Source organism: Nocardioides sp. JCM 18999, assembly GCF_055391175.1.
Window position 1 is genome coordinate 3,164,900 of sequence record NZ_AP043887.1, and the last position, 25,310, is coordinate 3,190,209.

Genomic DNA, 25,310 nt, shown 5'->3' on the forward strand with positions numbered 1-25,310 from the left:
CACGTTGTGACGTACGCCTCAACGACCCGTATGTCCGTGAGGTTACGCGTGTCGCAGTAACTGGGGCCCGAAAAAGGACTAACGTCCCAGCAGCTCGGCCGCTTCGACGGCCCAGTAGGTGAGGATCGCGTCGGCACCGGCGCGACGGAACGCGGTCAGCGTCTCGAGGATCGCCGCCTCCCGGTCGATCCAGCCGCGCTCGGCCGCAGCCTCCACCATCGAGTACTCCCCCGAGATGTTGTACGCCGCCACGGGGATGTCGACGGCGTCCTTCACCTGGCGCAGCACGTCGAGGTAGGGCAGGCCCGGCTTCACCATCACGATGTCGGCCCCCTGCTCGACGTCGAGCAGCGCCTCCCGGACGCCTTCGAGCGCGTTGGCGGGGTCCTGCTGGTAGGTCCGTCGGTCGCCCTCGAGGGACGACCCGACCGCCTCGCGGAACGGTCCGTAGAACGCGGAGGCGTACTTGGCGCCGTACGCGAGGATCGAGACGTCGGTGAAGCCGGCGCCGTCCAGCGCGGAGCGGATCACCCCGACCTGGCCGTCCATCATCCCGCTCGGGCCGACCATGTGGACCCCGGCCGCGGCGTGGGCCAACCCCATCGCCGCGTACGACGCCAAGGTGGCGTCGTTGTCGATCCGACCGTTCCGGTCCAGCACGCCGCAGTGTCCGTGGTCGGTGAACTCGTCGAGACAGAGGTCGCTCATCACCGTCAGCGCGTCCCCGACCTCGGCGACGACGTCAGCGATCGCGACATTGAGGATGCCTGCGGGGTCGAGGGCCGCCGACCCGGCGGCGTCCTTGTCCTCGTCGCGGGGGACGCCGAAGATCATGATCCCCGCGATCCCGGCCGCGGCCGCCTCGGCCGCCGCCTTCCGGAGCGAGTCCCGGGTGTGCTGCACGACGCCGGGCATCGAGCTGATCGGCACCGGTGCGTCGATCCCGTCGCGGACGAATACCGGAAGGATCAGTCGGGACGCCTCGACCGTGGTCTCGGCGACCATCCGTCGCAGCACCGGGGTCTGACGCAGGCGTCGCGGGCGGATCACCGGCGGCACGAGTTCGCTCATGGGTCCATCATCCCTCCCCCGACGCCGAGCATCCGCGTCGGCACCGGCGCAAATGCGCTCGGCGGGGCGATCTCACGATCGCCCCGCCGAGCGGGTGCAGCCTCAGTCAGCCGGGATCAGCTGTTGGTCGCCTTGCGGCGCGCGGCCGGCTTGCGGTCCGACGGCTTCGTGATCGGCTGGCCGGACTCGACCAGCGCGGCACGACGGGCCAGGCCGAAGTCGGCGAGCGCGTCGGTGAGCGCCTCGATCGACGGGCTGGACGCGAGGACGTCGACCCGCAGACCGTGCTCCTCGGCGGTCTTGGCCGTGGCCGGCCCGATCACCGCGATCACGGTCGAGGGGTGCGGCTTGCCGGCGATCCCGACCAGGTTGCGCACCGTCGAGGACGAGGTGAAGACGACGGCGTCGAACTTGCCGGTCTTGATCGCGTCCCGGGTCGGCGCGGGCGGCGGCGCGGCCCGCACGGTCCGGTAGGCGGTGACGTCGTCACACTCCCAACCGAGCTCGTTCAGTCCGGCGATGAGGTTCTCGGTCGCGATGTCGGCACGCGGCAGGAAGATCCGGTTGATCGGGTCCAGGGACTCGTCGAACTCGGGCCAGACGTCGAGCAGGCCGGCGGCGGACTGGTCCTCGGTGTCCGGAACGAGGTCGGGGCGCAGACCCATCTCGATCAGCGCGGCCGAGGTCTTGTCCCCCACCGCGGCGATCTTGAGACCGGAGAACGCACGCGCGTCCAGGCCGTACTCCTCGAACTTCTCCCGGACGGCCTTGACCGCGTTCACCGAGGTGAAGGCGACCCACTCGTAGCGGCCCTCGACCAGGCCACGGATGGCCTTGTCCATCTGCTGCGGGTTCCGCGGCGGCTCGACCGAGATGGTCGGGACCTCCTCGGGCACCGCACCGAAGCCGCGCAGCTTGGTGGACAGGGCCGGAGCCTGCTCCTTGGTCCGCGGGACCAGGACGCGCCAGCCGAAGAGCGGCTTGGTCTCGAACCAGGACAGCGTCTCGCGCAGGGAGACGACCTTGCCGACCACGATGATGGCCGGAGGAGTCATCCGAGCGGCCCGAGCGTCGGCGGCGATGTTGGCCAGGTCGGAGACCACGGTCTGCTGACCGGTGGTGGTGCCGACCCGGGTCATCGCGACCGGGGTGGTCGCGGAGCGACCGGCGTTGACCAGGGCCTTGGCGACGTCGGCGATCATCCCGACGCCGGAGAGCAGCACCAGGGTGCGGTCGTCGGCGTACTGCGACCAGTCGACCTTGTCACCACAGGTGACGACCGCGACCTCGCGGTGGTCCTTGGTGGTCAGGGGGATGCCGGCGTAGGCGGGCACGGCCGAGACGGAGCTGACACCGGGCACGATCTCGAACCCGTATCCGGCCTTGGCGACCGCGGCCGCCTCCTCCGGACCCGAGGCGTAGGTGAACGGGTCACCGACCATGAGGCGCACCACCCGCAGGCCACGCTTGGCGTGCTTGACCACGACCTTCGCGCGGGCGGCGTGGGTGAGCGGCTGGCCGTCCTCACCGAATCCGCCGTCGACGAACTCAGGACCCTCGCCCTCCCCGACCTCGAGCAGCAGGCGCACCAGCGCCTCGTGCTCAGGATCCTCGGTGATGACGACCTGGGCCTGACGAATCAGACCGATGGCTCGGACGGTCAGCAGCTCCGGATCACCGGGGCCGCCTCCGACGAAGGACACCCAACTCATGCTCGTGCCTGTCTAGCTCCTGCTCACGAGGGTTGCAGCACCCTCGTCGAGCATCTCAGTTGCCAATCGAGTGCCGACGCCGGCGGCATCGGCGGGACTGCCGGTGGCGGACATCCGCACCGCGACACTCCCATCGGGTGCGAGCGCTACCGCTCGTACCCACAACTCGTCTCCGTCCTCCCCCTCGACGACTTCGGCGAGGGTTCCGATCGGTGCTGCGCATCCACCCTCGAGGGTGGCGAGCAACGCCCGCTCCGCCGTGACAGCGGCTCGGGTCGGACCGTGGTCCAGTTCTGCAAGTACGTCGGCCAGCTCATCCGCTGCACGACACTCGATGCCGAGTGCTCCCTGCCCGGGGGCTGGAAGCATCTGCAGCGGGTCGAGCGTTTCGGTCACCTCGTCGAGGCGGCCGATCCGAGCGATGCCGGCGCGGGCGAGCACGACTGCGTCGAACTCTCCGGAGTGGACTTTGCCGATCCGGGTGTCGATGTTTCCACGCACGAGACCCAGTTCCAAACTCAAGCCGAGGGCGTGCAGCTGGGCGACCCGGCGCGGGGATCCGGTACCGACCTTCGAACCCGCCGGCAGCTCTCCGAGAGTGAGGCCGTCGCGGGCGACCAGGACGTCGCGCGGGTCCTCGCGCTCGGGGATCGCGGCGAGCGTGATGCCGTCCTGCGGATAGGTCGGGAGGTCCTTGAGCGAGTGCACCGCGAGGTCGATCTCGCCGGCCAGGAGCGCGTCGCGCAGAGCGCTCACGAAGACGCCCGTGCTCGACCCGCCGGTCAGCGGCGTGTTCGCCGCCTGGGAGGCGTCACCGTCGGTGCTGATCTCGACCAGCTCGACCTCACGACCCAGCTGGGTCCGGATCATCTCGGCGACGTGGCCCGACTGGGTGCGGGCGAGGAGGGACCGACGCGTCCCCAGACGCAGTGCGGTGCTCACTCGGCCCCCGTGCCGGTGGAGAGGTCCGCCGCAGCGGAGGCCGTGGTCTCGCCGGGGCTGACCACCGAGGTGACCACGGAGCTGGTCACCGCGGCGACCGCGCCGGAGTCGAGGGCGAACAGCTCGGCGAGCGCCCGCTCGTAGGAGATCGCGCCTTCGTTGGCGAGCTCACGCACGCGGACGGTGGGCTCGTGCAGCAGCTTGTCGGCGACCCGGCGGATGGCCTTGACCACCTCGCCGCGGGTCCGCGCGTCCAGCTCCGGCAGCACGCTGTCGAAGCGCTCGATCTCGGCGTCGACGACCTGGGTCGCCATGGACCGCAGCGCGACCACCGTCGGGGTCACCGACGCCTTGCGCCGGGCCGCCAGGAAGGCCTGGACCTCCTGGGTGACGATGCCGCGCACCGCTGCGACCTCGGCGCCGGCCTCGGTGCCGTGCAGCCGGTCGGCGAGCTCCTCCAGGCCGACCAGCGTCACGCCCGGCAGGGACGCCACCGCGGGGTCGACGTCGCGGGGCAGCGCCAGGTCGATCAGGGCGAGCGGACGCGACGGGTCGGGGCGCGCGGCGACGGTCTCGGCGTCGAGCAAGAGGCCACGGGCACCGGCGCAGGTGATCACGACATCGGCATCGGCCAGCTGGGCCTGCAGGTCGGCCAGGGGCGCCGCGTGGCCGTCGTACTCCGAGGCGAGGCGGACGGCCTTGGCGACGGTCCGGTTGACGATGACGAGCTCGCCGCAGCCCAGGCGGCGCACGGTGGCGGCCGCGAGGCCGGCCATCGCGCCGGCGCCGACGACGACGACCCGCTTGCCGGCGATCCCGCCGGGGGCGGCCTCGTCCAGGGCCGCGGTCACCAGGGTGGGTGCGGCGCGGTCGATGTCGGTCTCGGCGCGGGTGCGCTTGCCGACCCGCAGCGCCTGCTGGAAGAGCGTGTTGAGGGCGGGCCCGACCGTGCCGATCTCCTGGCCCATCCGCAGCGCCTCGCGGGTCTGGCCGAGGATCTGGCCCTCGCCGACCGCCATCGAGTCGAGGCCCGCGGCCACCCGGAAGAGGTGGGTGACGGCGCCGTCGTCGTAGTGCACGTAGAGGTGCGGCAGCAGCGCCTCGACCGAGACCCCGGCCCGGTCGACGAGCAGGCCCGAGAGCGACTCCACGGAGCCGTGGAACCGGTCCACCTCGGTGTAGATCTCGAGCCGGTTGCAGGTGGCGATCACGGTCGCCTCGGTGACGTGCTCGTTGCCGGCGATCTCGCCGATCAGCTTGGCGACACCGTCACCGTCGAGGCTGACCTTCTCGAGCATGCTCACGGGGGCGGTGTTGTGGCTGATGCCCACAACCAGGACGCTCATGCTGGTTCTCCATGTGCCTTGCGCTGCTCGTGGTACGCGAGGATCTGCAGCTCGATCGACAGGTCGACCTTGCGGACGTCGACCCCGGTCGGCACCGACAGCACGGTCGGCGCGAAGTTGAGGATGCTGCTGATGCCCGCCCCGACCATCCGATCGGCGACCGCCTGCGCGGCGTGGGCGGGGACGGAGATCACACCGATGGCGACCCCGTGGTCGGCGACGATCTTCTCGAGGTCGCTGAACGGACGCACCGCGACGCCACCGACCTCCTTGGTCTGGAGCTCCGGGTCGGCGTCGAGCAGCGCGACGATCCGGAAACCGCGGCTGCGGAAGCCGGAGAAGTTGGCCAGCGCGTGGCCGAGGTTTCCGATGCCGACGATCACGACCGGCCAGTCCTGGGTGACGCCGATCTCGCGGGCGATCTGGAACCGCAGGTACTCGACGTCGTACCCGACGCCGCGGGTGCCGTAGGAGCCGAGGTAGGAGAGGTCCTTGCGCAGCTTGGCGCTGTTCACGCCTGCCGCGGTGGCGAGGTCCTCGCTCGAGCAGGTCTGGATGCCGTCGTCAGCGAGGGCGGTCAGGGCCCGCAGGTAGACCGGGAGTCGAGCCACCGTCGCCTCGGGGATGTCCCGGGCGTCGGTGCGTGCATCCCGGCCCACGTTCGGCAGGGTCCCCTTGGTCACATCGGGTGACGTTACGCCGCTTGTGAACGTGAGAACAAAACCGCCGAGACGGTCGTCTAGCGCACTCCGCCACCGAGCGCTGCCCGCAGGCGCACCGGATCGACCCTCCAGAAGTCGTGCTGGCGGCCGTCGACCAGGGTGACCGGGACCTCGTCGGTCCACCGCTCACGCAGCTCGGGGTCGACCTGGGCCGGGTCGTCGATGTCCAGCTCCAGGTAGGACTCACCCAGCTCGGCGCAGACGTCGGCGACCACCTCGAGGGCCACCTCGCACAGGTGACAACCGGCACGTGAATAGACCGTGACACGGGCAGAGGGCGCAGACACGGCGGCAGTCTTTCACTACCGTGGGGCCGTGGCAGCCGCACCCAACCGACCGCCCAAACCCCTGCACCGGCACTCGACGTTGGCGGGGGAGGCGTCGCGAGCGGTCAGTGAGGTCGAGGACGCTCTGGCGACGCCGAGCCAGAGCGACACGGCGGCCTTCTTCGACGTCGACAACACGATCATGCAGGGCGCGTCGATCTTCTACCTGGCGCGCGGGCTGTACGAGCGGGACTTCTTCACCACCCGCCAGATCCTCGCCGCGGCGTGGAAGCAGGCCTACTTCCAGTTCGCCGGGGAGGACCCCGAGCACATCGCCGAGGCGCGCGCGTCGGCGTTGAGCTTCATCCAGGGCCACTCGGTGGCGGAGATCCGCGCCGTCGCGGCCGAGATCTTCGAGGAGCGGATGGCCGACCGGATCTGGCCGGGCACCCGCGCCCTCGCCCAGATCCACCTCGAGCAGGGCCAGCGAGTCTGGATCGCCACGGCGGCGCCGCAGGAGATCGCCGACGTGATCGCGACCCGGCTGGGCCTGACCGGTGCCATGGGCACCCGGGTCGAGGCCGTCGACGGCGTCTACACCGGCCACCTCGTCGGCGAGATGCTGCACGGACCGGAGAAGGCACGGGCCGTGCAGGAGCTCGCCGAGCGCGAGGGGCTCGACCTCAGTCGCTGCTCGGCGTACTCGGACTCCTACAACGACCTGCCGATGCTGTCCCTGGTCGGTGACCCCTGCGCGGTCAACCCCGACCGCCGGCTCCGGGCCCACGCCCGGGAGCACGGCTGGCGGATCCGGGACTACCGGACCGCGCGGAAGGCGGCCCGGGCGGGCGCCCTCGCCGCCGCGGCCGCCGGCGCCCTGACGGGTGCGATCGCGGTCGGCCTGGCGGCCCGACGACGCCAGAACTGAGCGTCTTTTCCCTCACCCGCACCCGGACCGGACCGATTCTGAGACTGGCTGACAGCGATGTCGGCCCGGGTTACAGTGATCCCGCTTACATGGGGGAAGCAAAGGGGAGGGCAGTCATGCCGTCGTGGAATCGCGATGTCGCGCGCGGATGGGACGCGCTGCGTCACGCCGTCGCGGTCGCGCTCTGCGCCGAGCCCCTCCCCCACCTGGTCGGCACGTCCGCCGGATCCGGCTGGTTGCTCACCGAGGTCGCGCACAACTGGGCCGACTCAGGCACGCCCGAGGGCCCGACCCAGGACGACCGCGCACTGGCCGCCTCCTCGGAGGAGTCCGAGGCCGACCGACAGCGCCTGATCGCGCTCGTCGAGCTGGCCCGCAAGGGCGACACGGACGCGTTCGGGATGCTCTACGACCACTACAACGGTGCCGTCTACCGCTTCCTCTACTACCGGACCCGCTCCCAGGCGCTGGCCGAGGACCTGACCTCCGAGACCTTCTTCCGCGCGCTGCGCTCGATGACGGGTTTCCGCTGGCAGGGCAAGGACTTCGGCGCCTGGTTGATGACGATCGCGCGCAACCTCGCCACCGACCACTTCAAGGCCGGCCGCACCCGACTCGAGCTCACCACCGAGGACATGGGTGCGCACGACGACGAGACCGAGTCGCCCGAGACCGAGGTCCTCGCCGGCCTCACCAACGAGATCCTCATGCAGTCCCTGGCCAAGCTGCCCGACGAGCAGCGTGACTGCGTCGTGATGCGCTTCCTCCAGGGCATGTCGATCGCCGAGACGGCACTGGTCCTGGGCCGCTCCGAGGGCGCGATCAAGCAGCTCCAGCTGCGCGGCGTCCGGAACCTGGCCAAGCTGATGCCGGAGGGACTGCGATGAGCACCGTCACCCGCACCCCGCGCCCCCTTGTTACCGACCTGATCCCTACTTGTGGATTTTCAAGTCATAACCCCGACGTGGAACGATGCGTTGAAGATTCATCATGGGGACGACAGCTGACGCGCGCGACGAGCACGGGGGGTGCACGATGATCACCACACCCTTCGACCGCCGCACCTCCCAGCAGTTCGACGACCTGCTGGAGGGCCGCATCGCCGAGGCGAGCCAGGAGCTGAACAAGCTGCTCGCCTTCGCCGAACAGGTCTGGGCCGTCCCCGCCCCGGAGCCGCGCCCCGAGTTCACCGCGAACCTGCGGGCCCGGCTGATGGAGGCCGCTCCGAGCGCCCTCGCCGCCGGTGCCACCACCCCGGTCGCCGACCCGGCGCGGACCGACGACCTCGCCGCGGCCCGCCGTCGCCGCCAGATCGCCGCCGCCGTGGCCGCCTTCTCCGTCGCCGGTGCCGCGACCGGCACCGCGTTCGCCGCCGAGAACTCCCTGCCGGGCGAGACCCTCTACCCGATCAAGCGCCTCGTCGAGAACGTCCACTCGCGCCTCAGCCTCAGCGACGGCAGCAAGGGCAGCGTCGAGATCGAGCGGGCCCACACCCGTCTGGCCGAGGCCACCGAGCTGGCCCAGGAGGGCAAGTCCGACGAGGCCGCCGAGGCGCTCGACGACTTCCTCACCCAGGCCAAGAGCGGTGCGTCCCACCTGACCGACGCCGGCGAGGGCGGCGAGATCCACGCCTTCACCGACTCCAGCCTGCAGCAGCTCACCGGCCTGGCCGCGCTGCTCCCGGTGGACCTGCTCACCCCGGTCCTGACCCTCGTGATCGCGATCGACAAGGCCGCGACCAGCGCCTTCCCCGGCGCCGGTGACGGGCTGTCGGAGCTGCCGAACACGCTGACCCAGATCCTCACCGCAGCCGCCGACGCCGTGAAGAAGCCGGCCACCGGCACCGCCCCGGCGACCAAGCCCACCGGCCAGCCCACGGCGAAGCCGACCACCCCCGCGCCCAGCACCCCCGCGAAGGGTGCCAAGCCCTCCACCGGATCGAAGCCCTCGTCCAAGCCGACCTCGCTCGGTGGAGTCGTCGGCGGCGTCGGTGACGCGGTCGGTGGCGGTGTCGTCGGCGGAGTCGGCGGAGCGGTCGACGACCTCGGCAAAGGCGTCGGCGGACCGGTCGGCGGTGTCGTGAGCGGACTCGGCCAGACGGTCGAGGGTCTCGGCCAGGCGGTCGACGACCTGCTCAACGGTGTCGGCGGCGCACTCGACGGCAAGCCGGCCGAGTAACACACCCCGGCCGAGCGCCGGCCCGCCCGGCTCAGGCGCTCAGCGGAAGACGCTCTGGCGCTGCTGCAGCAGGCCGAACAGCGTCTGCTGGATCGTCTCGCGGACCTGGTCGGTCACGTTGAACACCAGCATCGGGTCATCGGCCGCACCCGCCTCGTAGGCGTCGGTCCGGATCGGCTCGCCGAACTCGATCAGCCACTTCGACGGGAGCGGGATCGCGCCGAGCGGGCCGAGCAGCGGGAAGAACGGGGTGATCGGCAGGTACGGCAGGCCGAGGGCCCGCGCCAGTGCCGGGACGTTGCCGACGAGCGGGTAGATCTCCTCGGCGCCCACCACCGAGACCGGGATGATCGGCACGCCCGTGCGGATCGCGGAGGCGACGAAGCCACCGCGACCGAAGCGCTGCAGCTTGTACCGCTCACTGAACGGCTTCCCGATCCCCTTGAACCCCTCGGGCCAGACCCCGACGAGGTGACCGTCGCGCAACATCCGCTCCGCGTCCTCCGAGCAGGCCAGGGTGGCACCCGCCTTGCGGGCGATCGAGCTGACGAACGGCAGCCGGAAGACCAGGTCGGCACCGAGGAGGCGCAGGAACCGGTCGCTGTGGTCGTGCACCTGGACCAGCGTCATCAACGCGTCCATCGGCAACGTCCCGGAGTGGTTGGAGACCACGAGCGCACCACCGGTCGCGGGGATGTTCTCGGCGCCGACGACCTCGATCCGGAACCACTTCTGCGCGATCGGGCGCAGGGCGGCCAGGAGGAAGCCGGTGGTGATCTCCTCGTCGAATCCGTAGGGGTCGATCGAGAAGTCACCGGTCACCCGGCGGCGCAGGAAGGCGAGGAAACGGGCCAGCTGGGGCTCCCACTCCTCCCCGAAGGTCTCGCGGGCCGCGTGGTTGATCGCCGAGACCCACTCCCCGACCGGGATGTGCGTGATCGGGTGGGTCGGCCCGGAGACCCGGACCGAGGGGCCGCCCGACGTGCCGGCCGACGGGGCGTCGGTCTCGGCGTGCAGGCTCACCACGTCCTCGGCCACGGGCAGGTCCTGCCCCGGGAGCTCCTCGACAGGGGCCTCGGCCTCGAGGTCGATCGGCGGCTTGACCGGTGTGGGCTTCGTCGTACGTCGGCTCGGCGCGACCAGGCCGCGGGCGGCTGCCGAGGGTCGCTGGCCCGTGCCCCGGCCGGGGCGGCCGCGGGTGCCGATCGGGATGATCTCGGCGCCGTCGCCGGGCTGTTCCGGGCGTGGGCTGCTCACGGTGCCACCTCCCCGAGGACGTCGTCGTGGCCGAGTGCCGGCCGGGCGGCCGCGGCGAGGCGGGTCTCCATGCCGGCCAGGAGGTCGTCGACCCGGTGAGGGACCGGGTCGAGGGAGGCAGCGAAGTCGGCCAGCGCGGCCGGGGTCGAATAACGCGGGGTGAAGCCGAGCTCGTCGCGCATCCGGGTGGTGTCGACGCCGCGTCCGTACGTCAGGAAGCCTCGCATCTCCGGGGAGAAGTCGCTCAGCCGGGCCGAGCGGAGCAGGTTGCCGACGCCGCCGAGCGCGAAGCCGGGGACCGGCGCGGTCGGCCGGGAGATGCTGCGGGTGATCTGGCTCAGGGTCAGCACGCCCTCGCCGGCGATGTTGTAGGTGCCGGGCTTCTCGGCCGCGACCGCGTGCCCGAGCACCGCGAGCAGGTCCTGCTCGTGCAGGAACTGCATCCGCGGGTCGAAGCCGAGCACGGTCGGGATGAGCGAGAGCCGCAGGTAGTTGGCGATCGGGCTGTTGACGCTCGGACCGATCACGTTGGCGCAGCGCAGGACGGTGACCTTGACGTCGGGACGGCGGCGGGCGAGGCCGCGGACGTAGCCCTCGATCTCGGCGACGTCCTTGGCGTAGCCGCTGCGCGGGGTCCGGCGCGGCTCCATGTCCTCGGTGAAGAGGGCCGGGTCGCGGTGGCTGGCACCGTAGACGGTGGTGGTCGACTTCACGACCAGGTGCTTGACGCTCTGGGCCTTCTGGCAGGCGGCGAGGAGCTGCATGGTGCCGATGACGTTGAGCTCCTTCATCGACATCCGGCCACCGGTGGGGCCGGGCGTCGAGATGACGCTCATGTGGACGACGGTGTCGACCTCTTCCTTCGCGATCACCTTGGCGATGATCGGATTGCGGATGTCGGCACGGACGAAGCTCATCCCGCCGACGTCGCCGCGCGGGGGCACCACGTCGACGCCGATCACTCGGTCGACACTGGGGTGCTCGGCGGCTCCGGCCGCGAACTTCCGCCCGAGGTCGCGCGAGACCCCGGTAACGAGAACGACGCGACCAGCCATGTCCGCCACCCTATCCGGCGGAACGAGCCGATCGCGTCGTCGACGTTAACAACGCAGTGCGGTCAGGCTACGAGAGCCCGACCACCTGCATCACTTACCGAGCTTGCGGCGAGCGACGCGCGTCTTCTTGAGCAGCTTGCGGTGCTTCTTCTTCGCCATCCGCTTGCGGCGCTTCTTGATGACAGAACCCACAGGAAACCTCTTTCATCGAGGCCCATCGGGCCTCATCACGTCCGTATCCGACTAGCCCGGGCAGGGAGCCGGACCGCGACAGACTATCGAGGTTCCCTGTGCCAGCGAAAACGCGAGTGGTCAGCCGGCGTTGTAGAAGCTGTTCTGGAGGTACGCGTTGGCGTCCTCTTCGCGAACTCGGAACGAGCGACCCACCCGCACGGCGGGCAGCTCTCCACTGTGAACGAGGCGGTACACGGTCATCTTGGAGACGCGCATCATCGCGGCAACCTCGGCGACCGTCAGGAACTTCGCCTCAGAGAACTCGGGCTGTCCAGCCATGGTCCATCGGTCCTGTCTGTTCGTTTGTGTCCTGCTCCGTCAACGGCTTCCCCACCGTTGGTCACCCTCCGTCATGCAGGGCAGCGAGTGAAGATTAGAGCCTGCTGTGACTGGTGGGGAAGAGGAAACAGACGTGATTTTACTTTGTATCGGCGTGTCGGCTTGAAACTGACGCAAACATCCCCAATGTGATGGGTGCTCACCAGGCCGACGGGTCGAGCCCGTGCAGCGGGAAGACCGCCTGCCGGGTCTCGTGCACCTGACGGTCCAGCCAGGCGTCGGGGTCGTACCCCTCGCGCCAGTCCCGCCAGAACGGCGTGCGTCCGTCCGTCATCCAACCGGGCGCGATCCGGCCGTAGCGCTGCTCCACGTGCTCGCGCCATCCACCGGGGATCTCCAGCGTCGGGTCCAGCGGTTCGCCGGCCACGATCGCCAGCAGGTGGGTCCAGGCACGGGGGACGACGTCGGTGATCGCGTAACCGCCTCCGCCGAGCGCCACCCACTTCCCGTCGGCGACCTCGTGCGCCAGGTCGTGCAGGGCCAGGTACGACGCCCGCTGACCGTCGACGGAGAGCATCAGGTGGGCCAGCGGGTCCTCGAAGTGCGAGTCGCAGCCCTGCTGGGTGATCAGGATCTCGGGCTCGAACGAGCGGACCAGCTCAGGGACCACGGCGTGGAAGGCACGCAGCCAGCCGGCGTCGGCGGTGCCGGGCGGCAGGGCCACGTTGACGGCCGTCCCCGCGGCGTCGGGACCACCGACCTCGGTGGCGAACCCCGTCCCGGGGAAGAGCAGCTGGCCGGTCTCGTGCAGGCTGACCGTGAGCACCCGCGGGTCGTTCCAGAACGCCCGCTCGACCCCGTCGCCGTGGTGCACGTCGACGTCGACGTACGCCACCCGTTGGGCGCCGTGGTCGAGCAGCCACTGGATCCCGGCGGCGACGTCGTTGTAGATGCAGAAGCCGCTGGCCCGGTCACGCATCGCGTGGTGCAGGCCGCCGATGATGTTGGCCGCGTGCAGCGCCTCGCCCTGCCACACCCGGCGGCAGGCCTCGACCGTCGCCCCGACGATGTGGGCGCTGGCCTCGTGCATGTGCGCGAACACCGGGTCGTCGTCGGTGCCCAGGCCGTGCGCCGGGTCGTCGACACCGTGTGCTCCGGCCTTCATCACGGCCTCGATGTAGGACTCGTCGTGCACGGTGGCCAGGGTGTCGAGGTCGGCCATCGGGGCCGGCACGGTCAGCAGCCGTCCGCCACCGGCCGGGCTTGCGGGAGTCGCCAGGACACCGATCTCGTCGGCCAGCCGCATCGTCAGGTCGATCCGCAGCGGGCTCATCGGGTGCGTCGGCCCGAAGTCGTACTCGGTCAGGTCCGGCGAGAAGACGATGCTCGCCGGCCCCGGGCACGCGGCCCGCGGATCGCTCACGGCTCAGCCCTCGGTGGCGATCTCGCGACTGCGGTCCCGGTTGGCCCGGGTCGCGGCGAGGAAGGTGCCCCGCAGCCCGGCGTCCTCGAAGACCCGCAGCGCCGCCGCCGTGGTCCCGCCCGGGCTGGTGACCTGTTCGCGCAGCACCGCCGGGTGCGCGTCGGACTCGGCCAGCAGCCGACTCGAACCGACCAGGGTCTGCTCGACCAGGGTGGTCGCGACGGCACGCGGCAGGCCGAGGTGGACGCCGGCCTCGATCAGCGACTCGGCGATGTAGAAGACGTAGGCCGGACCCGAACCGCTCAGCGCGGTGGCCGCGTCGAGCTGACTCTCGGGGATGGTGACGGTGGCTCCGACCGCACCCATCAGGGTCTCGGTCAGGGCGACCTGCTCGGCCGAGGCGCTCGGTCCGGCGCTGATGATCGACATGCCCTGCCCCAGCACGGCCGGGGTGTTGGGCATCACCCGCACGACGCCGACGCCGGCGGGCGCGGCGGCCTCGATCTGGGCGGTGGTGATGCCCGCCGCCAGGGAGATCACCAGCTGGCCCGAGCGCAGCGGCAGCTCGGTGGCCATCCGCACGATGTCGTAGGGCTTCACCCCGAGGATGACGACGTCGGCAGCAGCGGCGACCTCGGCGGCCGCACCGTGCTCGACCCCGTACGTCGCCTCCAGCTCGGCTCCGCGTTCGGGCCGTCGGACTCCGGCGAGCACGTCATGTCCGGCGGCGACGAGGCCTGCCAGCACCGCTCCGCCCATCGACCCCACGCCGACGATCGCGATCTTCACGCCCGCCAGTGTAGGGCTGAGGGATCTCGGCGGCCGCTGAGTTCGGTCAGGGGAGGGTTCAGGGCGCCGGTTCGGTCTGGCCGAGATGCTCCCGGGCGAAGGCCAGCGACTCGGCGAGCATCTGCTCGCGCGCCTCCCGGCTGCCGGCCTTGCGGGTGGTGATCTCGACGATGATCTCGCCGTCGAACCCGGTCTCGACGAGGTGGTGCAGGAAGCGGTCGGCGCCGACCGTGCCCCGACCGGGCACCAGGTGCTCGTCCTTGGACGAGCCGGTGCCGTCGGTGAGGTGGATGTGCTTCAACCGGGCGCCCCAGCGCTGTGCCATCTCGATCACGTCGTCGCCGCCGATCGCGGCGTGGGACAGGTCGATGGTGCCGTGCGCGTAGTCGCCGTAGGAGGGGTCCCGCTCCGGGATGTACATCTCCACGGAGCCGCTCGACATCTTGCCCGGCGTCGCACCGGAGCGACCCTTCCACGGGTACATGTTCTCCACCGCGTAGACCAGCCCGGTCTCGCGCTCGAGGCGTTCGATCCCGACCGCGAAGTAGCGTGCGTAGTCGCGCTGCCAGCGGAAGGGCGGGTGCACCACCACGGTGGGGGCACCGACCGCGTGCGCCATCTCGGCGGCCCGTTCGAGCTTGCCCCACGGCTCGGTGCCCCACACCCGCTGGGTGAAGAGCAGGCACGGGGAGTGGATCGCGCTGACCGCGATGCCGTGACCGTCGGCGAGCTGGCGCACCGACTCGATGCTGGTGGAGTCACGGTCGACGCCGACCATCACCTCGACGGCGTCGTACCCCAGCGCGACGGCCCAGTCGAAGGCCTGCGCGGTCGACTCCGGGTAGACCGAGACGGTCGACAGGCCGATGCGCAGGGGCTGGCTCATGACTCCTCCGGCCGACTCACTGGTCGCCGGCGAGGAAGTCGAGGTGGTCGAGCCGCTCGAGGATGACACCTTCCCGCAGCGCCCACGGGCAGATCTCCAGCTCGGGCAGGTCGAAGATGTCCATGCAGGCCTCGGCGACCAGCGCACCGGGCAGGATCTGGTGGGCGCGGCTCTGACTGACCCCGGGCAGGTCGCTCAGGGTGGCTGGATCCATCCCGACCAGCTTGGGGATCCACTCCCGCAGCTCAGCGAGCGGCAGGGTGCGGCGCACCAGCAGGCCCTCCCCGCTCGGGGCGGCGCCGGTGATCCGGGCCAGGCTGCGGAACGTCTTCGACGTCGCCACCGCACGGTCGGGCGCGCCGGCACGGATCAGCTGGCCGGCGTTGCGTGCGATCTCGGCGCGGATCTGACGGCGCAGGGTCTTGAGGTCGTCGTCGGTCGGGTGCTGGCCGAGCGAGGCCCGCGCCAACCGAGCCGCACCCAACGGCAACGACCAGGCCACGTCCGGGGCCTCGTCGGCGCCACCGGCGAGCTCGAGGGACCCACCACCGATGTCGAAGACGACCAGCCGACCGGCACTCCAGCCGAACCAGCGCCGCACGGCGAGGAAGGTCAGCCGGGCCTCGTCCTCACCGGAGAGCACCTCCAGCCGGATCCCGGTCGCCCGGGCGACGTGGTCGAGCACGGCGTCGGAGTTGCCGGCGTCGCGGACAGCGCTGGTCGCGAACGCCATCACCTCCTGGCAGCCCTTGTCCTCGGCGACGTGGACGGACTCGCGGACGAAGTCGGTCAGCGCGTCGATGCCGACCTGGCTGACGTCACCCCGGGCATCCAGGTGCTCGGCCAGGCGGAGCGGCTGCTTGAAGGAGTACGCCGGCAGCGGCGCTGCTCCGCCGTGCGCATCGACGACGAGGAGGTGGCCCGTGTTGGAGCCGATGTCGAGCACGCCCAGACGCATAGCGGCAGCCTAGCCGCGCGCCGATCGTCGGGGCGGCCCCTAGGCTGGGGACATGCCCGAGGTTCCCCTGGACTTTCCCCGTGCCTGGGTCGAGTTCGTCAACCCGGATGACACCGACGAGATCATCAAGGCCGACCTGACCTGGCTCACGTCGGCGTACTCCTGCATCTTCGGCAACGGCTGCGCCGGGATCTACGCCGACGCCCCCTCGATCGGGTGCTGCACCCTCGGCGCGCACTTCGCCGACGACGAGGACGAGGCCCGGACCCGTCAGCACGTCGAGATGCTCACCGCGGAGGAGTGGCAGTTCAAGCCGAAGCGGGACAGGGTCAAGACGTCGGACTGGGTGGAGAAGGACGACGAGGGCGGGCGCAAGACCAAGGTCCACACCGTCGACGGCGAGCAGGGCTGCGTCTTCGCCAACCGGCCGGGCTTCGCCGGCGGCGCGGGGTGCGCCCTGCACCTGCTGGCGAACCGACTCGAGACCTCGCACGTGACGACCAAGCCCGACGTGTGCTGGCAGCTGCCGATCCGGCGGCTCTTCCGCGAGGTCGAGCGCACCGACGGGTCGACGTACACCGAGGTCACCATCACCGAGTACGACCGCCGCGGCTGGGGCCCCGGCGGGCACGACCTGGACTGGTACTGCACCGGCAACCCGGTCGCGCACACGGCGGTCGAGCCGCTCTTCCTGACCAGCCGCGACGAGCTCGTCGCCCTGATCGGCTCGGAGGGGTACGCCGAGCTGGCGCGGCACTGCGAGGCCCACGTGCGATCGCGTTCGGCCCTCGCGCTGCATCCAGCCGACCCTCGCTGAGAATTCTCGACGTCAAGATAGATCGACCCCCCTGACGAGTGCTCTTCAGGGATTGTTAAGAATCAACACATGCGTCTGGACCACCTCTCTTACGCCGCCGGACCCGATGGTCTCGTGGCTACCGCCAAGCGGATCGGCGAGCTGCTCGGGGCTGAGTTCGAGGACGGTGGCGTGCACCCCCGCTTCGGCACCCGCAACTACACGCTTCCGCTGCGCGGCGGTCTCTATCTCGAGGTCGTCGAGGCGCTGGAGCACCCCTCCTCCGACAAGGCCCCGTTCGGCCAGGCGGTCAAGGCCCGCTCGGCCCTCGGCGGCGGCTGGCTCGGCTGGGTCGTCCGCGCCGGCAACATGGCCAAGATCTCCGAGCGCCTCGGGCGCGACTGGGTCGACGGCAACCGGCACAAGCCCGACGGCACCGAGCTGCGCTGGAAGCAGATCGGGATCAACGACCTGATCGTCGACCCGCAGCTGCCCTACTTCATCCACTGGGAGTCCGAGGACAACCACCCCGGCAACGCCGGCTCCGACGTCACCCTCGCCTCGCTGGAGATCTCCGGCGACCCGCACCGCGTGCGGGACTGGCTGGGCGACGACCTCGACGAGCGGATCGACCCCTACACCGGCAAGCCGGCCGAGGAGGTCGAGATCAAGTGGGTCGCCGAGCACGGCACCCCCGGTCTGCTGGCCGCCAACTTCCGCGGCCCGGCGGGCGACGTCCGCATCTGAACGTGACCGGTCGCTCGGGGCGCTCCTCGCGTCCCGACGGCGCGATCCCGTCCCCGAACATCTGGGACCACACCGCGACCTACGAGATCGAGAACCGCGCCGTCGACCCTGACGGTCGGCTCTGGTCGACCCTGCGTACGACGGCGTCGTGGTCCGGGCGCGACGTGCTCGACCTCGGTTGCGGGACCGGGTTCCACCTCCCGCAGTTCGCCGACGAGGCCCGATCCGTCGTCGGCGTCGAACCCCATGCCGACCTCGCCGCGCTGGCTCGTCGCCGCACCCGACGGCTGCCGAACGTCAGTGTCCTGGAAGGCGTCGCGCAGCGGCTGCCGCTGCCGGACGCCTCCGTCGACGTCGTGCACGTGCGGTGGGCGTACTTCTTCGGTCCCGGCGCCGAGCCCGGCCTGCGCGAGCTCGACCGGGTGGTCCGTCGCGGCGGCACCGCGATGGTGATCGACAACGACGCGACCACCTCGACCTTCGGCCGCTGGTTCCGACGTGGCTACCCGATGGTCGACCCGGACGCCATCGAGCGCTGGTGGTCGACCCACGGCTGGACCCGCACGCCGGTGGAGATGGGCTGGCGGTTCGCCTCACGCGAGGACCTCGAGGCCGTGGTCCGGATCGAGTTCAGTCCCGAGGTGGCCGAGGCCGCGCTCGCCGAGCACTGGACGAGCGGCGGCGGCCTCGACGTCGACTACGCGGTCAACGTGTGGAGCCGCGACTTCTAGTCCCGCAGGTCGGTGAGCTCGTCGGGATCGACGGTCGAGCCGACCAGACCGCGCAGGGTGTCGTTGACGTCCCAGATCCCCACGTTCATCGCCGCCGCGACCACCATCGAGCCGTGCTCGTCGCGCAGCCAGTAGGCGATGAACTCGTTCTTCTCCAGGCTGCCGCGGACCACCACCTCGTCGGTGGGCGTGCTGTGGCCGACGTACTCCATGGAGAACTCGAACTGGTCGGTGAAGAAGTAGGGCTGCCAGCTGTAGCTGCCCGTGCCGCCGGTGAGTTCTTGAGCGGCCAGGCGTCCCTGCTTGATCGCGTTGTCCCAGTGCTCCACCCGCAACGGCCCCAGCTCGGCGTGCCTGGCCAGGGCGACGTCGCCGGCCGCGAGGATGGCCGGGTCGGAGGTCCGCAGGTGCTCGTCGGTGACGATCCCGCCGTGCTCGCCGATCTCCAGCCCGGCCTCCGCGGCGAGCTGGTCGCGCGGCACCGCACCGATGGCGAGGACCACGACGTCGGCAGCGATCTCCTCGCCGGTCCCGAGCCGCACCGCGCCGTCGACGACCTCGGCGGCGTCGACGCCCGTGCGCACCTTCACCCCGTGGCACGCGTGCAGCTTGGCGAGGTGGTCGGCCATCACGGGTCCGAGCACGCCCAGCAGCGGCTTCTCACCCCGCTCCAGGACCGTCACCTCCAGGCCGGCGGCACGCGCCGAGGCGGCGACCTCGAGCCCGATCCAGCCGCCACCGATCGTCACCAAGCGGGCGTCCGGCTCGAACCGACCGATCAGGGCCTCGGCGTCCTCCTTCGTGCGGAGCACGAGCGCCCGGTCGATGCCGGGGAGGTCCGGGACGCGCGGGGCGGCGCCGGTGGCGATCAGCAGGCGGTCGTAGGGCAGCTCGCTGCCGTCCGCCAGCACGACGGTGGTGCGCTCGCGATCGATCGCGGTGGCCGCCGTCCCGAGCCGCAGGTCGACCCCGTGGTCGACGTACCACTGTGCGTCATGGCGCAGCGCGAAGTCCTTGCCCTGGAGCAGGTCCTTGGACAGCTGTGGTCGTTCGTACGGCGGCCAGGACTCGTCCCCGACCAGCGTGATCGATCCGTCGAAACCTTGGTCGCGCGCGGTCTCCACTGCGGCTGCAGCGGTGAGCCCGGCGCCGAGAATCACCAGTCTGCTCATGCCCCCAGCACAGCACGGCGGTGGTGAGATTCAAGTTCTGCGTCAGCGCAGCATGGGTCCCGAGGTGCCGCGCACCTCGAGCTTCGGGGTGAGCATCACCCCCGGGTGCGGCTGCGAGGGCAGCGAGAGCAGGCCCTCCATCTGACGCACCACCTGGATCGCTGCCTCCTCCAGCGGCTGGCGCACGCTGGACAGGCCGGGCCAGACGGTCTGGGCGACCTGGGAGTCGTCGAACCCGACGACGGCGACGTCGTCGCCGGCCTGCAGGCCGCGCTCGGCGAGGATGTGCATCACGCCGACGGCGAGCGTGTCCGAGGCGCAGACGAACGCGGTCGGGCGGGCCTCGGTGAGCAGCACCTCGGCGGCGCTGCGGCCCGACGCGATGGTGTCCTCGACCCGGGAGGCCAGGCCGGTCGTCGACAGTCCGGCGGTGTGCATGGCGTGCAGCCAGCCCGAGCGCCGTTCCTCACCGAGGACGGAGTCCTTCTTCCACCCGATCCAGGCGATCCGGGTGTGACCCTTGTCGATCAGGTGCTGGGTGGCGAGCTCGGCGCCGGCGGCGCAGTCGACGTCGACCCACGGGTGGCGGGCCTCGGAGTCGCCCCACGGCCGGCCGAAGCTGACGAACGGAGCGCGCCGCTCGCGCAGCCAGCTGGCGACGGCGGTGCCCTGGTAGGTGTCGGTGAGGACGAAGGCGTCGACCGCGGTGGAGCGGAGGAGGTCGTCGTACCCCTCGAGCGGGTCCTCGTGCGAGCCGGTGAAGAGCAGCACGTGGTAGCCGGCCTCACGACTGGTCTCGACGAGCGAGTGGATGAACCGGTCCATCATCGCGCCGGCGGCGCCCTCCTGGACCGGGCTCATCCTTAAGCCCACCAGGTGCGAGGTGCGGGTGCGCAGGTTGCGGGCCGCACGGTTGGGCTTGTAGCCCAGCTCGTCGATCGCGTTCTGCACCCGGACCAGGGTCTCGGGGCGCAGCAGCTCAGGGTTGTTGACCGCGTTGGAGACGGTCTGGCGCGAGACGCCGGCCAGTTCGGCGACGTCTGCCAGGGTCGGAGCGGCCATCGGATAGCGCGCCACGTCTTCACCTCCTCACCACCGGTTGCCGGCCTGCTGAGCACCCTGCACAGGGCCTGCATGGTGGAACGATCCAACGGAGAGCATATCCATCGTTGTGTCGGCGGTCTCACCTACGGTGGTTCCCATGGCTAAACCACGGGCGACCTTCCGCTGCAGCGAGTGCGGGTGGGAGACCGCCAAATGGGTCGGCCGATGCGGTGAGTGCCAGGCGTGGGGCGCCGTGGCCGAGGTCGCCGCGGCCACCTCGGTCGCCTCCCGGACGGCGCCGGCCGCCGTCACCTCCGCCGCCGTCCCGATCGGCCAGGTGCAGCTCAGCGACGCCGCGTTCCGCGGTTCCGGCGTCGAGGAGCTCGACCGGGTGCTGGGCGGCGGGCTCGTGCCCGGAGCGGTGATCCTGCTCGCGGGCGAGCCCGGCGTGGGCAAGTCCACCCTGCTGCTGGAGGTCGCGGCCCGGACCGCCGCCACCCGGCAACGCGCGCTCTACGTCTCCGGGGAGGAGTCGGCCGCCCAGGTCAGGTTGCGCGCCGAGCGGACCGAGGCCGTCGAGGACGAGCTCTACCTGGCCGCCGAGACCGACCTCGGCGCGGTCCTGACCCACATCGAGCAGGTGCGTCCGGAGCTGTTGGTCGTCGACTCGGTGCAGACGATCAGCGCAGCCGGGGTCGAGGGGGTCCCCGGCGGGGTCTCCCAGGTCAAGGAGGTGGCCGCGGCGCTGGTGCGCACCGCCAAGACCCGCGGGCTGACCACGATCATCGTCGGCCACGTCACCAAGGACGGCTCGATCGCGGGCCCGCGCGTGCTCGAGCACCTGGTCGACGTCGTGCTCGGCTTCGAGGGCGACCGGAACTCACGGTTCCGGATGGTGCGCGCGGTGAAGAACCGCTTCGGGCCGATCGACGAGGTGGGCTGCTTCGAGCTGACCTCATCGGGCATCGAGGCGGTCACCGATCCGACCGGCCTGTTCGTCGAGTCCCACCAGCGGCCCGTCTCGGGCACCTGTGTCGCGGTGACGATGGAGGGCCGGCGCCCGATGCTGGCCGAGGTCCAGGCCCTGGTCACCCGGTCGGCCCAGGAGCGACCGCGCCGCACCACCTCCGGGCTGGACGGGTCGCGGGTCGCGATGGTGCTCGCGGTGCTCGACCGGCACTGCCGGGTCAAGCTGCAGAACTCCGACGTCTTCGCCTCCACCGTCGGCGGCGCCCGGCTGACGGAGCCGGCGTCCGACCTCGCGGTCGCGGTGGCCCTGGCGTCGGCCTACAACGGCGATCCGGCCCCACGCTCGGTGGTCGCGATGGGCGAGATCGGACTGGCCGGTGAGCTGCGCCGGGTCCGGGACCTGCCTCAGAGACTGGCCGAGGCGGCCCGGCTCGGCTTCTCCACCGCCGTGGTCCCGATCGAGCCGGGTGCCCGACCCGGGCGACGTAAGGTCGACGGCCTCGACGTGCTGGCGGTCGACAACGTCTACTCCGCGCTCGACCTGCTGGGTGTGCTGCGCTCACGGAGCGAGGCCGTCGCGGAGCCGCAGGAGCGCCCGAACCTGCGCTCGGTCGACCCCGGTTTCTGATCAGGCAAAACCGGTCGAGCCCTGAGTCACTCCCGACGCTAGGATCACGTCCGTGCCCAGCGACCGTCCTGAACCCTCCTTGCGCGAGACCCTGGCGTTGATCGCGCCGGGCTCCCCGCTGCGCGACGGACTGGAGCGGATCCTGCGTGGGCGGACCGGCGCACTGATCGTGCTGGGCCACGACCGCCTGGTCGACGCCATCTCCACCGGCGGCTTCCAGCTCGACGTGCCGTTCACCTCCACCGGCCTGCGCGAGCTGGCCAAGATGGACGGCGCGATCATCATCGACGCGGCGAACTCGCGGATCGTCAAGGCCGCCGTGCACCTGATGCCCGACCACACCATCCCGACCACGGAGACCGGCACCCGGCACCGGACCGCCGACCGGGTCGCGAAGCAGACCAACTACCCGGTGATCTCAGTGTCGCAGTCGATGCAGATCATCGCCGCCTACGTCGGCGAGACCCGGCACGTGCTCGAGGACTCCGCCTCGATCCTGTCCCGCGCCAACCAGGCGCTGGCGACGCTCGAGCGCTACAAGATGCGTCTCGACGAGGTCTCCTCGACCCTGTCCGCCCTGGAGATCGAGGACCTGGTCACCGCCCGCGACGTCGCCGCGGTGGCGCAGCGCCTGGAGATGGTGACCCGGATCGCGCAGGAGATCGAGTCCTACATCGTCGAGCTCGGCACCGACGGCCGGCTGCTGGCCCTGCAGCTGGAGGAGCTCGTGGTCGGGGTGGACGCCGAGCGCGAGCTCGTCATCCGTGACTACCTGCCCAAGTCGCGCAAGCAGCGCTCGATCGACGACGTGCTCCAGGAGATGGCGGCGCTGTCCCCCACCGAGCTGGTCGACCCGGCCTCGGCCGCACGGCTGCTCGGCCTCGGCGGCCCCGAGAACCTCGACAGCGCGGTGACGCCCCGTGGGTACCGGCTGCTGGCCAAGGTGCCGCGCCTGCCCGTGACCGTGGTGGACCGGCTGGTCGAGCACTTCGAGACCCTGCAGAAGCTGCTCTCGGCGAGCATCGACGACCTCCAGGCCGTCGAGGGGGTCGGCGAGCTCCGCGCCCGGTCGGTCCGTGAGGGCCTCAGCCGACTGGCCGAGTCCAGCATCCTCGAGCGCTACGTCTGATCGCCCCAGCGAGCTGGTCGCCGATGCCGGTCGAGGTGGTGCTTCGTCGAGCGGTGCTCGAGGACGCTGCCGAGCTCGCGGCGCTGCACCTGCTGGTCTGGCGGCAGGCCTACGCCGGCCTCGTCCCCGAGCAGGTCTTCCTCGACCGCGAGGCGGTTCCCGCGGCGGACCGGGAGCGACGCTGGGCCGACTTCATCGAGCACACCGCCACCTGGGTCGCGCAAGCCGTCGCGAACGGTGCCCCGGAGTCGATCGTGGGGTGGGCCCAGGCCGGGCCGACCCGGGACACCGACGGCCCCGAGCTGCAGCTGTACTCGATCTACCTGCACGCCGACCACTGGTCGACCGGGCTCGGCACTCGGCTTCTGGAGCGCGCGCTCGGCACCGAACCGGCCTCGGTCTGGGTGCTGGACGGGAACGGTCGCGCCGAGGCGTTCTACCGCCGGCACGGCTTCGAGTACGACGGACTCGACGAGGTCGACCAGTACGGGCTGCTGGATCGTCGGATGGTGCGCTGAGCGCTCCGTCCGCGTCGTACCCGGGCCGGATCAGTCGGGGTTGACCGACGGATTGCCGGTGGGCTCGGAACGAGCGCCCTTCTTCTTCGGGTTCTTCTTCGTCGTCGCCGCGCCGGGCTTGGCCGTCGGGGTCGCGGAGGCTGTGGGCTTCGGCGCGACCACACGGACCGGCTTCACCAGGCGGAACTGCACGTCGACCGGCTCGCCGCCCAGGGCGGCCGCCTTCACGTGGTAGTAGCCGGGCAGGGCCCACTGGGTGTGGTCCGAGCAGTCCTTGTCCGAGCGTCGGGAGTTCCACCGCACGCCGACGGTGACCGGGGTGTCGCGGCGGAGGACGAGCTCCTTGGCCGGGATCGCCTTGGGGCACTGCAGCGACGTCCAGAACTGGTCGGACCCGGAGCTGATCTCGACCTGGAGGGACTTGGGGCTGATCCGCCACAGGCAGGCCGCCTGGACCTTCGTCCGGATGCTCAGCGAGACCACGACCGATCGGGTCGCCTCGGCCTTCGGCACCGAGGCGGTGACGCTGACGTCGTCGTCGGAGCAGCGCCCCGTCGGGGTCGGCAGGACCGTGCTGGGGGCCGCCAGCGTCGTGGTGGGAGCCGTGGGAGCCGTCGCTGCGGCGGTGGGCGCGGCCGCGGCGTCCGTGTTCGTGTCGGTGTCCGCGTCGGTGGTCGCCGTGGTGGACGGGTCGACGGCACCGACGTGGTCGGGGACCACGGGAGGCGTCGAGGTGGTCGAGGAGGCCTGACGCGCGGTCGGCTCCTCCTCGCCACTGCCGAACATCCGGGTGACCCCGATCAGGAGCAGCAGCACGATGCCCAGCACGGCCGCACGGCGGCGCCAGTACACGGCGGCCGGAAGGGGTCCGCGGGTCATCGCAGGCATGTGACCCACGGTATGGGTGGGGCAGGCGAGATTGATGGTGCCACTCCGGGGACGACCCGGAGTGGGGCGCTCAGAAGCCCCAGATCCAGTTGACCAGGCCCGACATCGGCTCCGGCACGTCGGCAAGGTCCACCTCGGCGGCCATCACGGCGGCGTACTCCCGCTTGCGGGCGCCGTTGGCACCGAGGAAGCGGCGCAGCTGTTCGCCCGCCTCGGCGTCACGGTGCGCTGCCTCGCCCTGGAAATCCCGGAACCGCTTGAGATCGCCCTTCGACTCCAGCACCGCCGTCATCCCCACCACCCCGATGGCACGGATCAGCTCGTCCTCGAGATCACGGCGGCAGGCGAAGAAGCCCTGCCGGGTCAGGTCCTCGCCCTCCTGCCGGTTGAGCGCGCCGGCGACGAACCGCTCCTCGGCCTCGTCGTACAGGCCGCCCACCCGGTGCCCCAGGGCGACGGCGTCGCCGATCGCGCGACCGAAGTTGCCGGCCCCACCGAGGGAGGCGACGGTGATCTCCTCCGCGACGAGGTCGAGACCGAGTCGGGGGGCGAGGGTCTCGAAGGCGGCCCGGTCGGACTCCCCCTCGAACAGCAGCGTGATCGGTTTGGGCACGGCGAGCATTGTTCCGCAGAATCGTCCCG

General features: G+C 71.1%; 27 protein-coding genes. 9 read left to right on the forward strand and 18 right to left on the reverse strand.

The features are described from left to right. Positions 1-78: 78 nt before the first annotated feature. The 6 genes from hemB to ACZ5J1_RS15730 form a co-directional block, all read right to left on the reverse strand. Positions 79-1,071, reverse strand: a complete 993-nt coding sequence (hemB, locus tag ACZ5J1_RS15705) for a porphobilinogen synthase (protein WP_464560450.1) — start codon at positions 1,069-1,071, stop codon at positions 79-81. Positions 1,072-1,187: 116 nt separating this feature from the next. Continuing rightward, positions 1,188-2,783 carry a bifunctional uroporphyrinogen-III C-methyltransferase/uroporphyrinogen-III synthase gene (locus tag ACZ5J1_RS15710; RefSeq protein ID WP_464560452.1) on the reverse strand — a complete coding sequence of 532 codons (1,596 nt, stop codon included), beginning with the start codon at positions 2,781-2,783 and terminating at the stop codon, positions 1,188-1,190. A gap of 12 nt (positions 2,784-2,795) precedes the next feature. After that, positions 2,796-3,725 carry a hydroxymethylbilane synthase gene (hemC, locus tag ACZ5J1_RS15715; protein WP_464560454.1) on the reverse strand — a complete coding sequence of 310 codons (930 nt, stop codon included), beginning with the start codon at positions 3,723-3,725 and terminating at the stop codon, positions 2,796-2,798. Further along, positions 3,722-5,071, reverse strand: coding sequence for a glutamyl-tRNA reductase (locus ACZ5J1_RS15720; protein WP_464560456.1), 1,350 nt, complete (start codon positions 5,069-5,071; stop codon positions 3,722-3,724). Before ACZ5J1_RS15720 ends, hemC begins: the two co-directional genes overlap by 4 nt. Next, positions 5,068-5,754 (reverse strand): redox-sensing transcriptional repressor Rex, encoded by a 687-nt coding sequence (locus ACZ5J1_RS15725; protein WP_464560458.1) that lies wholly within the window; start codon positions 5,752-5,754, stop codon positions 5,068-5,070. Before ACZ5J1_RS15725 ends, ACZ5J1_RS15720 begins: the two co-directional genes overlap by 4 nt. A gap of 56 nt (positions 5,755-5,810) precedes the next feature. Beyond that, the gene (locus tag ACZ5J1_RS15730) at positions 5,811-6,020 is read right to left on the reverse strand and encodes a glutaredoxin family protein (RefSeq protein ID WP_464560460.1); all 210 of its coding nucleotides are present in this window, start codon (positions 6,018-6,020) and stop codon (positions 5,811-5,813) included. Positions 6,021-6,108: 88 nt separating this feature from the next. Between ACZ5J1_RS15730 and ACZ5J1_RS15735 the strand changes: the two genes are divergently transcribed. The 3 genes from ACZ5J1_RS15735 (at position 6,109) to ACZ5J1_RS15745 (ending at position 9,165) form a co-directional block, all read left to right on the forward strand. Continuing rightward, positions 6,109-6,987, forward strand: a complete 879-nt coding sequence (locus ACZ5J1_RS15735; protein ID WP_464560462.1) for an HAD family hydrolase — start codon at positions 6,109-6,111, stop codon at positions 6,985-6,987. A gap of 116 nt (positions 6,988-7,103) precedes the next feature. After that, positions 7,104-7,874 carry a sigma-70 family RNA polymerase sigma factor gene (locus tag ACZ5J1_RS15740; protein ID WP_464560464.1) on the forward strand — a complete coding sequence of 257 codons (771 nt, stop codon included), beginning with the start codon at positions 7,104-7,106 and terminating at the stop codon, positions 7,872-7,874. A gap of 103 nt (positions 7,875-7,977) precedes the next feature. Then, the gene (locus ACZ5J1_RS15745) at positions 7,978-9,165 is read left to right on the forward strand and encodes a DUF5667 domain-containing protein (RefSeq protein ID WP_464560466.1); all 1,188 of its coding nucleotides are present in this window, start codon (positions 7,978-7,980) and stop codon (positions 9,163-9,165) included. Between the two features lie 39 nt (positions 9,166-9,204). Here ACZ5J1_RS15745 and ACZ5J1_RS15750 read toward each other — a convergent pair whose 3' ends face one another. From ACZ5J1_RS15750 to ACZ5J1_RS15785, 8 genes are all read right to left on the reverse strand, one after another. Beyond that, positions 9,205-10,422 (reverse strand): lysophospholipid acyltransferase family protein, encoded by a 1,218-nt coding sequence (locus ACZ5J1_RS15750; RefSeq protein WP_464560468.1) that lies wholly within the window; start codon positions 10,420-10,422, stop codon positions 9,205-9,207. Beyond that, positions 10,419-11,477, reverse strand: a complete 1,059-nt coding sequence (locus tag ACZ5J1_RS15755) for an NAD-dependent epimerase/dehydratase family protein (RefSeq protein ID WP_464560470.1) — start codon at positions 11,475-11,477, stop codon at positions 10,419-10,421. Before ACZ5J1_RS15755 ends, ACZ5J1_RS15750 begins: the two co-directional genes overlap by 4 nt. A gap of 90 nt (positions 11,478-11,567) precedes the next feature. Further along, the gene (locus ACZ5J1_RS15760; protein ID WP_017933175.1) at positions 11,568-11,669 is read right to left on the reverse strand and encodes a 30S ribosomal protein bS22; all 102 of its coding nucleotides are present in this window, start codon (positions 11,667-11,669) and stop codon (positions 11,568-11,570) included. Between the two features lie 120 nt (positions 11,670-11,789). Continuing rightward, positions 11,790-11,990, reverse strand: coding sequence for a helix-turn-helix domain-containing protein (locus tag ACZ5J1_RS15765; RefSeq protein ID WP_464560472.1), 201 nt, complete (start codon positions 11,988-11,990; stop codon positions 11,790-11,792). Between the two features lie 199 nt (positions 11,991-12,189). After that, entirely contained in the window at positions 12,190-13,413 is a 1,224-nt protein-coding gene (locus ACZ5J1_RS15770) for an acetoin utilization protein AcuC (RefSeq protein WP_464560474.1), read from the reverse strand. Between the two features lie 3 nt (positions 13,414-13,416). Further along, positions 13,417-14,202 (reverse strand): pyrroline-5-carboxylate reductase, encoded by a 786-nt coding sequence (proC, locus tag ACZ5J1_RS15775; RefSeq protein WP_464560476.1) that lies wholly within the window; start codon positions 14,200-14,202, stop codon positions 13,417-13,419. A 58-nt stretch (positions 14,203-14,260) separates the two neighbouring features. Beyond that, a complete protein-coding gene (locus ACZ5J1_RS15780) occupies positions 14,261-15,088 on the reverse strand; it encodes a sugar phosphate isomerase/epimerase family protein (protein WP_464560478.1) in 828 nt (275 codons plus the stop codon). A 16-nt stretch (positions 15,089-15,104) separates the two neighbouring features. After that, a complete protein-coding gene (locus ACZ5J1_RS15785) occupies positions 15,105-16,046 on the reverse strand; it encodes a Ppx/GppA family phosphatase (RefSeq protein WP_464560480.1) in 942 nt (313 codons plus the stop codon). Between the two features lie 52 nt (positions 16,047-16,098). On the opposite strand from ACZ5J1_RS15785, the gene ACZ5J1_RS15790 reads away from it, so the two are divergent. The 3 genes from ACZ5J1_RS15790 (at position 16,099) to ACZ5J1_RS15800 (ending at position 18,320) form a co-directional block, all read left to right on the forward strand. Further along, positions 16,099-16,863 (forward strand): DUF3109 family protein, encoded by a 765-nt coding sequence (locus tag ACZ5J1_RS15790; protein WP_464560482.1) that lies wholly within the window; start codon positions 16,099-16,101, stop codon positions 16,861-16,863. A 69-nt stretch (positions 16,864-16,932) separates the two neighbouring features. After that, the gene (locus tag ACZ5J1_RS15795) at positions 16,933-17,589 is read left to right on the forward strand and encodes a VOC family protein (protein WP_464560484.1); all 657 of its coding nucleotides are present in this window, start codon (positions 16,933-16,935) and stop codon (positions 17,587-17,589) included. A gap of 2 nt (positions 17,590-17,591) precedes the next feature. Beyond that, on the forward strand, positions 17,592-18,320 hold the full coding sequence (locus tag ACZ5J1_RS15800; RefSeq protein ID WP_464560486.1) for a class I SAM-dependent methyltransferase: 729 nt from the start codon (positions 17,592-17,594) through the stop codon (positions 18,318-18,320). On the opposite strand, the gene ACZ5J1_RS15805 is transcribed toward ACZ5J1_RS15800, so the two are convergent. Together ACZ5J1_RS15805 and ACZ5J1_RS15810 are read right to left on the reverse strand one after the other, a co-directional pair. After that, positions 18,317-19,492 carry an NAD(P)/FAD-dependent oxidoreductase gene (locus ACZ5J1_RS15805; protein ID WP_464560488.1) on the reverse strand — a complete coding sequence of 392 codons (1,176 nt, stop codon included), beginning with the start codon at positions 19,490-19,492 and terminating at the stop codon, positions 18,317-18,319. The genes ACZ5J1_RS15800 and ACZ5J1_RS15805 overlap by 4 nt on opposite strands. A 42-nt stretch (positions 19,493-19,534) precedes the next feature. After that, positions 19,535-20,569 (reverse strand): LacI family DNA-binding transcriptional regulator, encoded by a 1,035-nt coding sequence (locus tag ACZ5J1_RS15810; RefSeq protein ID WP_464560489.1) that lies wholly within the window; start codon positions 20,567-20,569, stop codon positions 19,535-19,537. Between the two features lie 124 nt (positions 20,570-20,693). On the opposite strand from ACZ5J1_RS15810, the gene radA reads away from it, so the two are divergent. Genes radA through ACZ5J1_RS15825 form a run of 3 tightly spaced genes read left to right on the forward strand, consistent with a single transcriptional unit; the run spans position 20,694 to position 23,780 of the window. Beyond that, positions 20,694-22,133 carry a DNA repair protein RadA gene (gene radA, locus ACZ5J1_RS15815; RefSeq protein WP_464560490.1) on the forward strand — a complete coding sequence of 480 codons (1,440 nt, stop codon included), beginning with the start codon at positions 20,694-20,696 and terminating at the stop codon, positions 22,131-22,133. Positions 22,134-22,185: 52 nt separating this feature from the next. Beyond that, positions 22,186-23,262 (forward strand): DNA integrity scanning diadenylate cyclase DisA, encoded by a 1,077-nt coding sequence (gene disA, locus ACZ5J1_RS15820; RefSeq protein ID WP_464560491.1) that lies wholly within the window; start codon positions 22,186-22,188, stop codon positions 23,260-23,262. Between the two features lie 23 nt (positions 23,263-23,285). Beyond that, positions 23,286-23,780, forward strand: a complete 495-nt coding sequence (locus ACZ5J1_RS15825) for an N-acetyltransferase family protein (protein WP_464560492.1) — start codon at positions 23,286-23,288, stop codon at positions 23,778-23,780. A 30-nt stretch (positions 23,781-23,810) separates the two neighbouring features. Here the strand turns inward: ACZ5J1_RS15825 and ACZ5J1_RS15830 are convergent, their stop codons facing one another. After that, entirely contained in the window at positions 23,811-24,668 is an 858-nt protein-coding gene (locus ACZ5J1_RS15830) for a hypothetical protein (RefSeq protein WP_464560493.1), read from the reverse strand. Positions 24,669-24,738: 70 nt separating this feature from the next. After that, on the reverse strand, positions 24,739-25,290 hold the full coding sequence (locus ACZ5J1_RS15835; RefSeq protein WP_464560494.1) for a TOPRIM nucleotidyl transferase/hydrolase domain-containing protein: 552 nt from the start codon (positions 25,288-25,290) through the stop codon (positions 24,739-24,741). Between the last annotated feature and the right edge of the window lie 20 nt (positions 25,291-25,310).

Bases quoted from the DNA above. Each gene is read 5' to 3' on its own strand.
- ACZ5J1_RS15805 (WP_464560488.1), bottom strand. From the start codon at position 19,492: ATGAGCAGACTGGTGATTCTCGGCGCCGGGCTCACCGCTGCAGCCGCA.
- ACZ5J1_RS15720 (WP_464560456.1), bottom strand. From the start codon at position 5,071: ATGAGCGTCCTGGTTGTGGGCATCAGCCACAACACCGCCCCCGTGAGC.
- ACZ5J1_RS15740 (WP_464560464.1), top strand. From the start codon at position 7,104: ATGCCGTCGTGGAATCGCGATGTCGCGCGCGGATGGGACGCGCTGCGT.
- ACZ5J1_RS15745 (WP_464560466.1), top strand. From the start codon at position 7,978: ATGGGGACGACAGCTGACGCGCGCGACGAGCACGGGGGGTGCACGATG.
- ACZ5J1_RS15790 (WP_464560482.1), top strand. From the start codon at position 16,099: ATGCCCGAGGTTCCCCTGGACTTTCCCCGTGCCTGGGTCGAGTTCGTC.
- radA (WP_464560490.1), top strand. From the start codon at position 20,694: ATGGCTAAACCACGGGCGACCTTCCGCTGCAGCGAGTGCGGGTGGGAG.
- ACZ5J1_RS15795 (WP_464560484.1), top strand. From the start codon at position 16,933: ATGCGTCTGGACCACCTCTCTTACGCCGCCGGACCCGATGGTCTCGTG.
- ACZ5J1_RS15825 (WP_464560492.1), top strand. From the start codon at position 23,286: ATGCCGGTCGAGGTGGTGCTTCGTCGAGCGGTGCTCGAGGACGCTGCC.
- ACZ5J1_RS15785 (WP_464560480.1), bottom strand. From the start codon at position 16,046: ATGCGTCTGGGCGTGCTCGACATCGGCTCCAACACGGGCCACCTCCTC.
- ACZ5J1_RS15710 (WP_464560452.1), bottom strand. From the start codon at position 2,783: ATGAGTTGGGTGTCCTTCGTCGGAGGCGGCCCCGGTGATCCGGAGCTG.
- ACZ5J1_RS15755 (WP_464560470.1), bottom strand. From the start codon at position 11,477: ATGGCTGGTCGCGTCGTTCTCGTTACCGGGGTCTCGCGCGACCTCGGG.
- ACZ5J1_RS15835 (WP_464560494.1), bottom strand. From the start codon at position 25,290: ATGCTCGCCGTGCCCAAACCGATCACGCTGCTGTTCGAGGGGGAGTCC.
- hemB (WP_464560450.1), bottom strand. From the start codon at position 1,071: ATGAGCGAACTCGTGCCGCCGGTGATCCGCCCGCGACGCCTGCGTCAG.
- ACZ5J1_RS15780 (WP_464560478.1), bottom strand. From the start codon at position 15,088: ATGAGCCAGCCCCTGCGCATCGGCCTGTCGACCGTCTCGGTCTACCCG.
- ACZ5J1_RS15765 (WP_464560472.1), bottom strand. From the start codon at position 11,990: ATGGCTGGACAGCCCGAGTTCTCTGAGGCGAAGTTCCTGACGGTCGCC.
- ACZ5J1_RS15830 (WP_464560493.1), bottom strand. From the start codon at position 24,668: ATGCCTGCGATGACCCGCGGACCCCTTCCGGCCGCCGTGTACTGGCGC.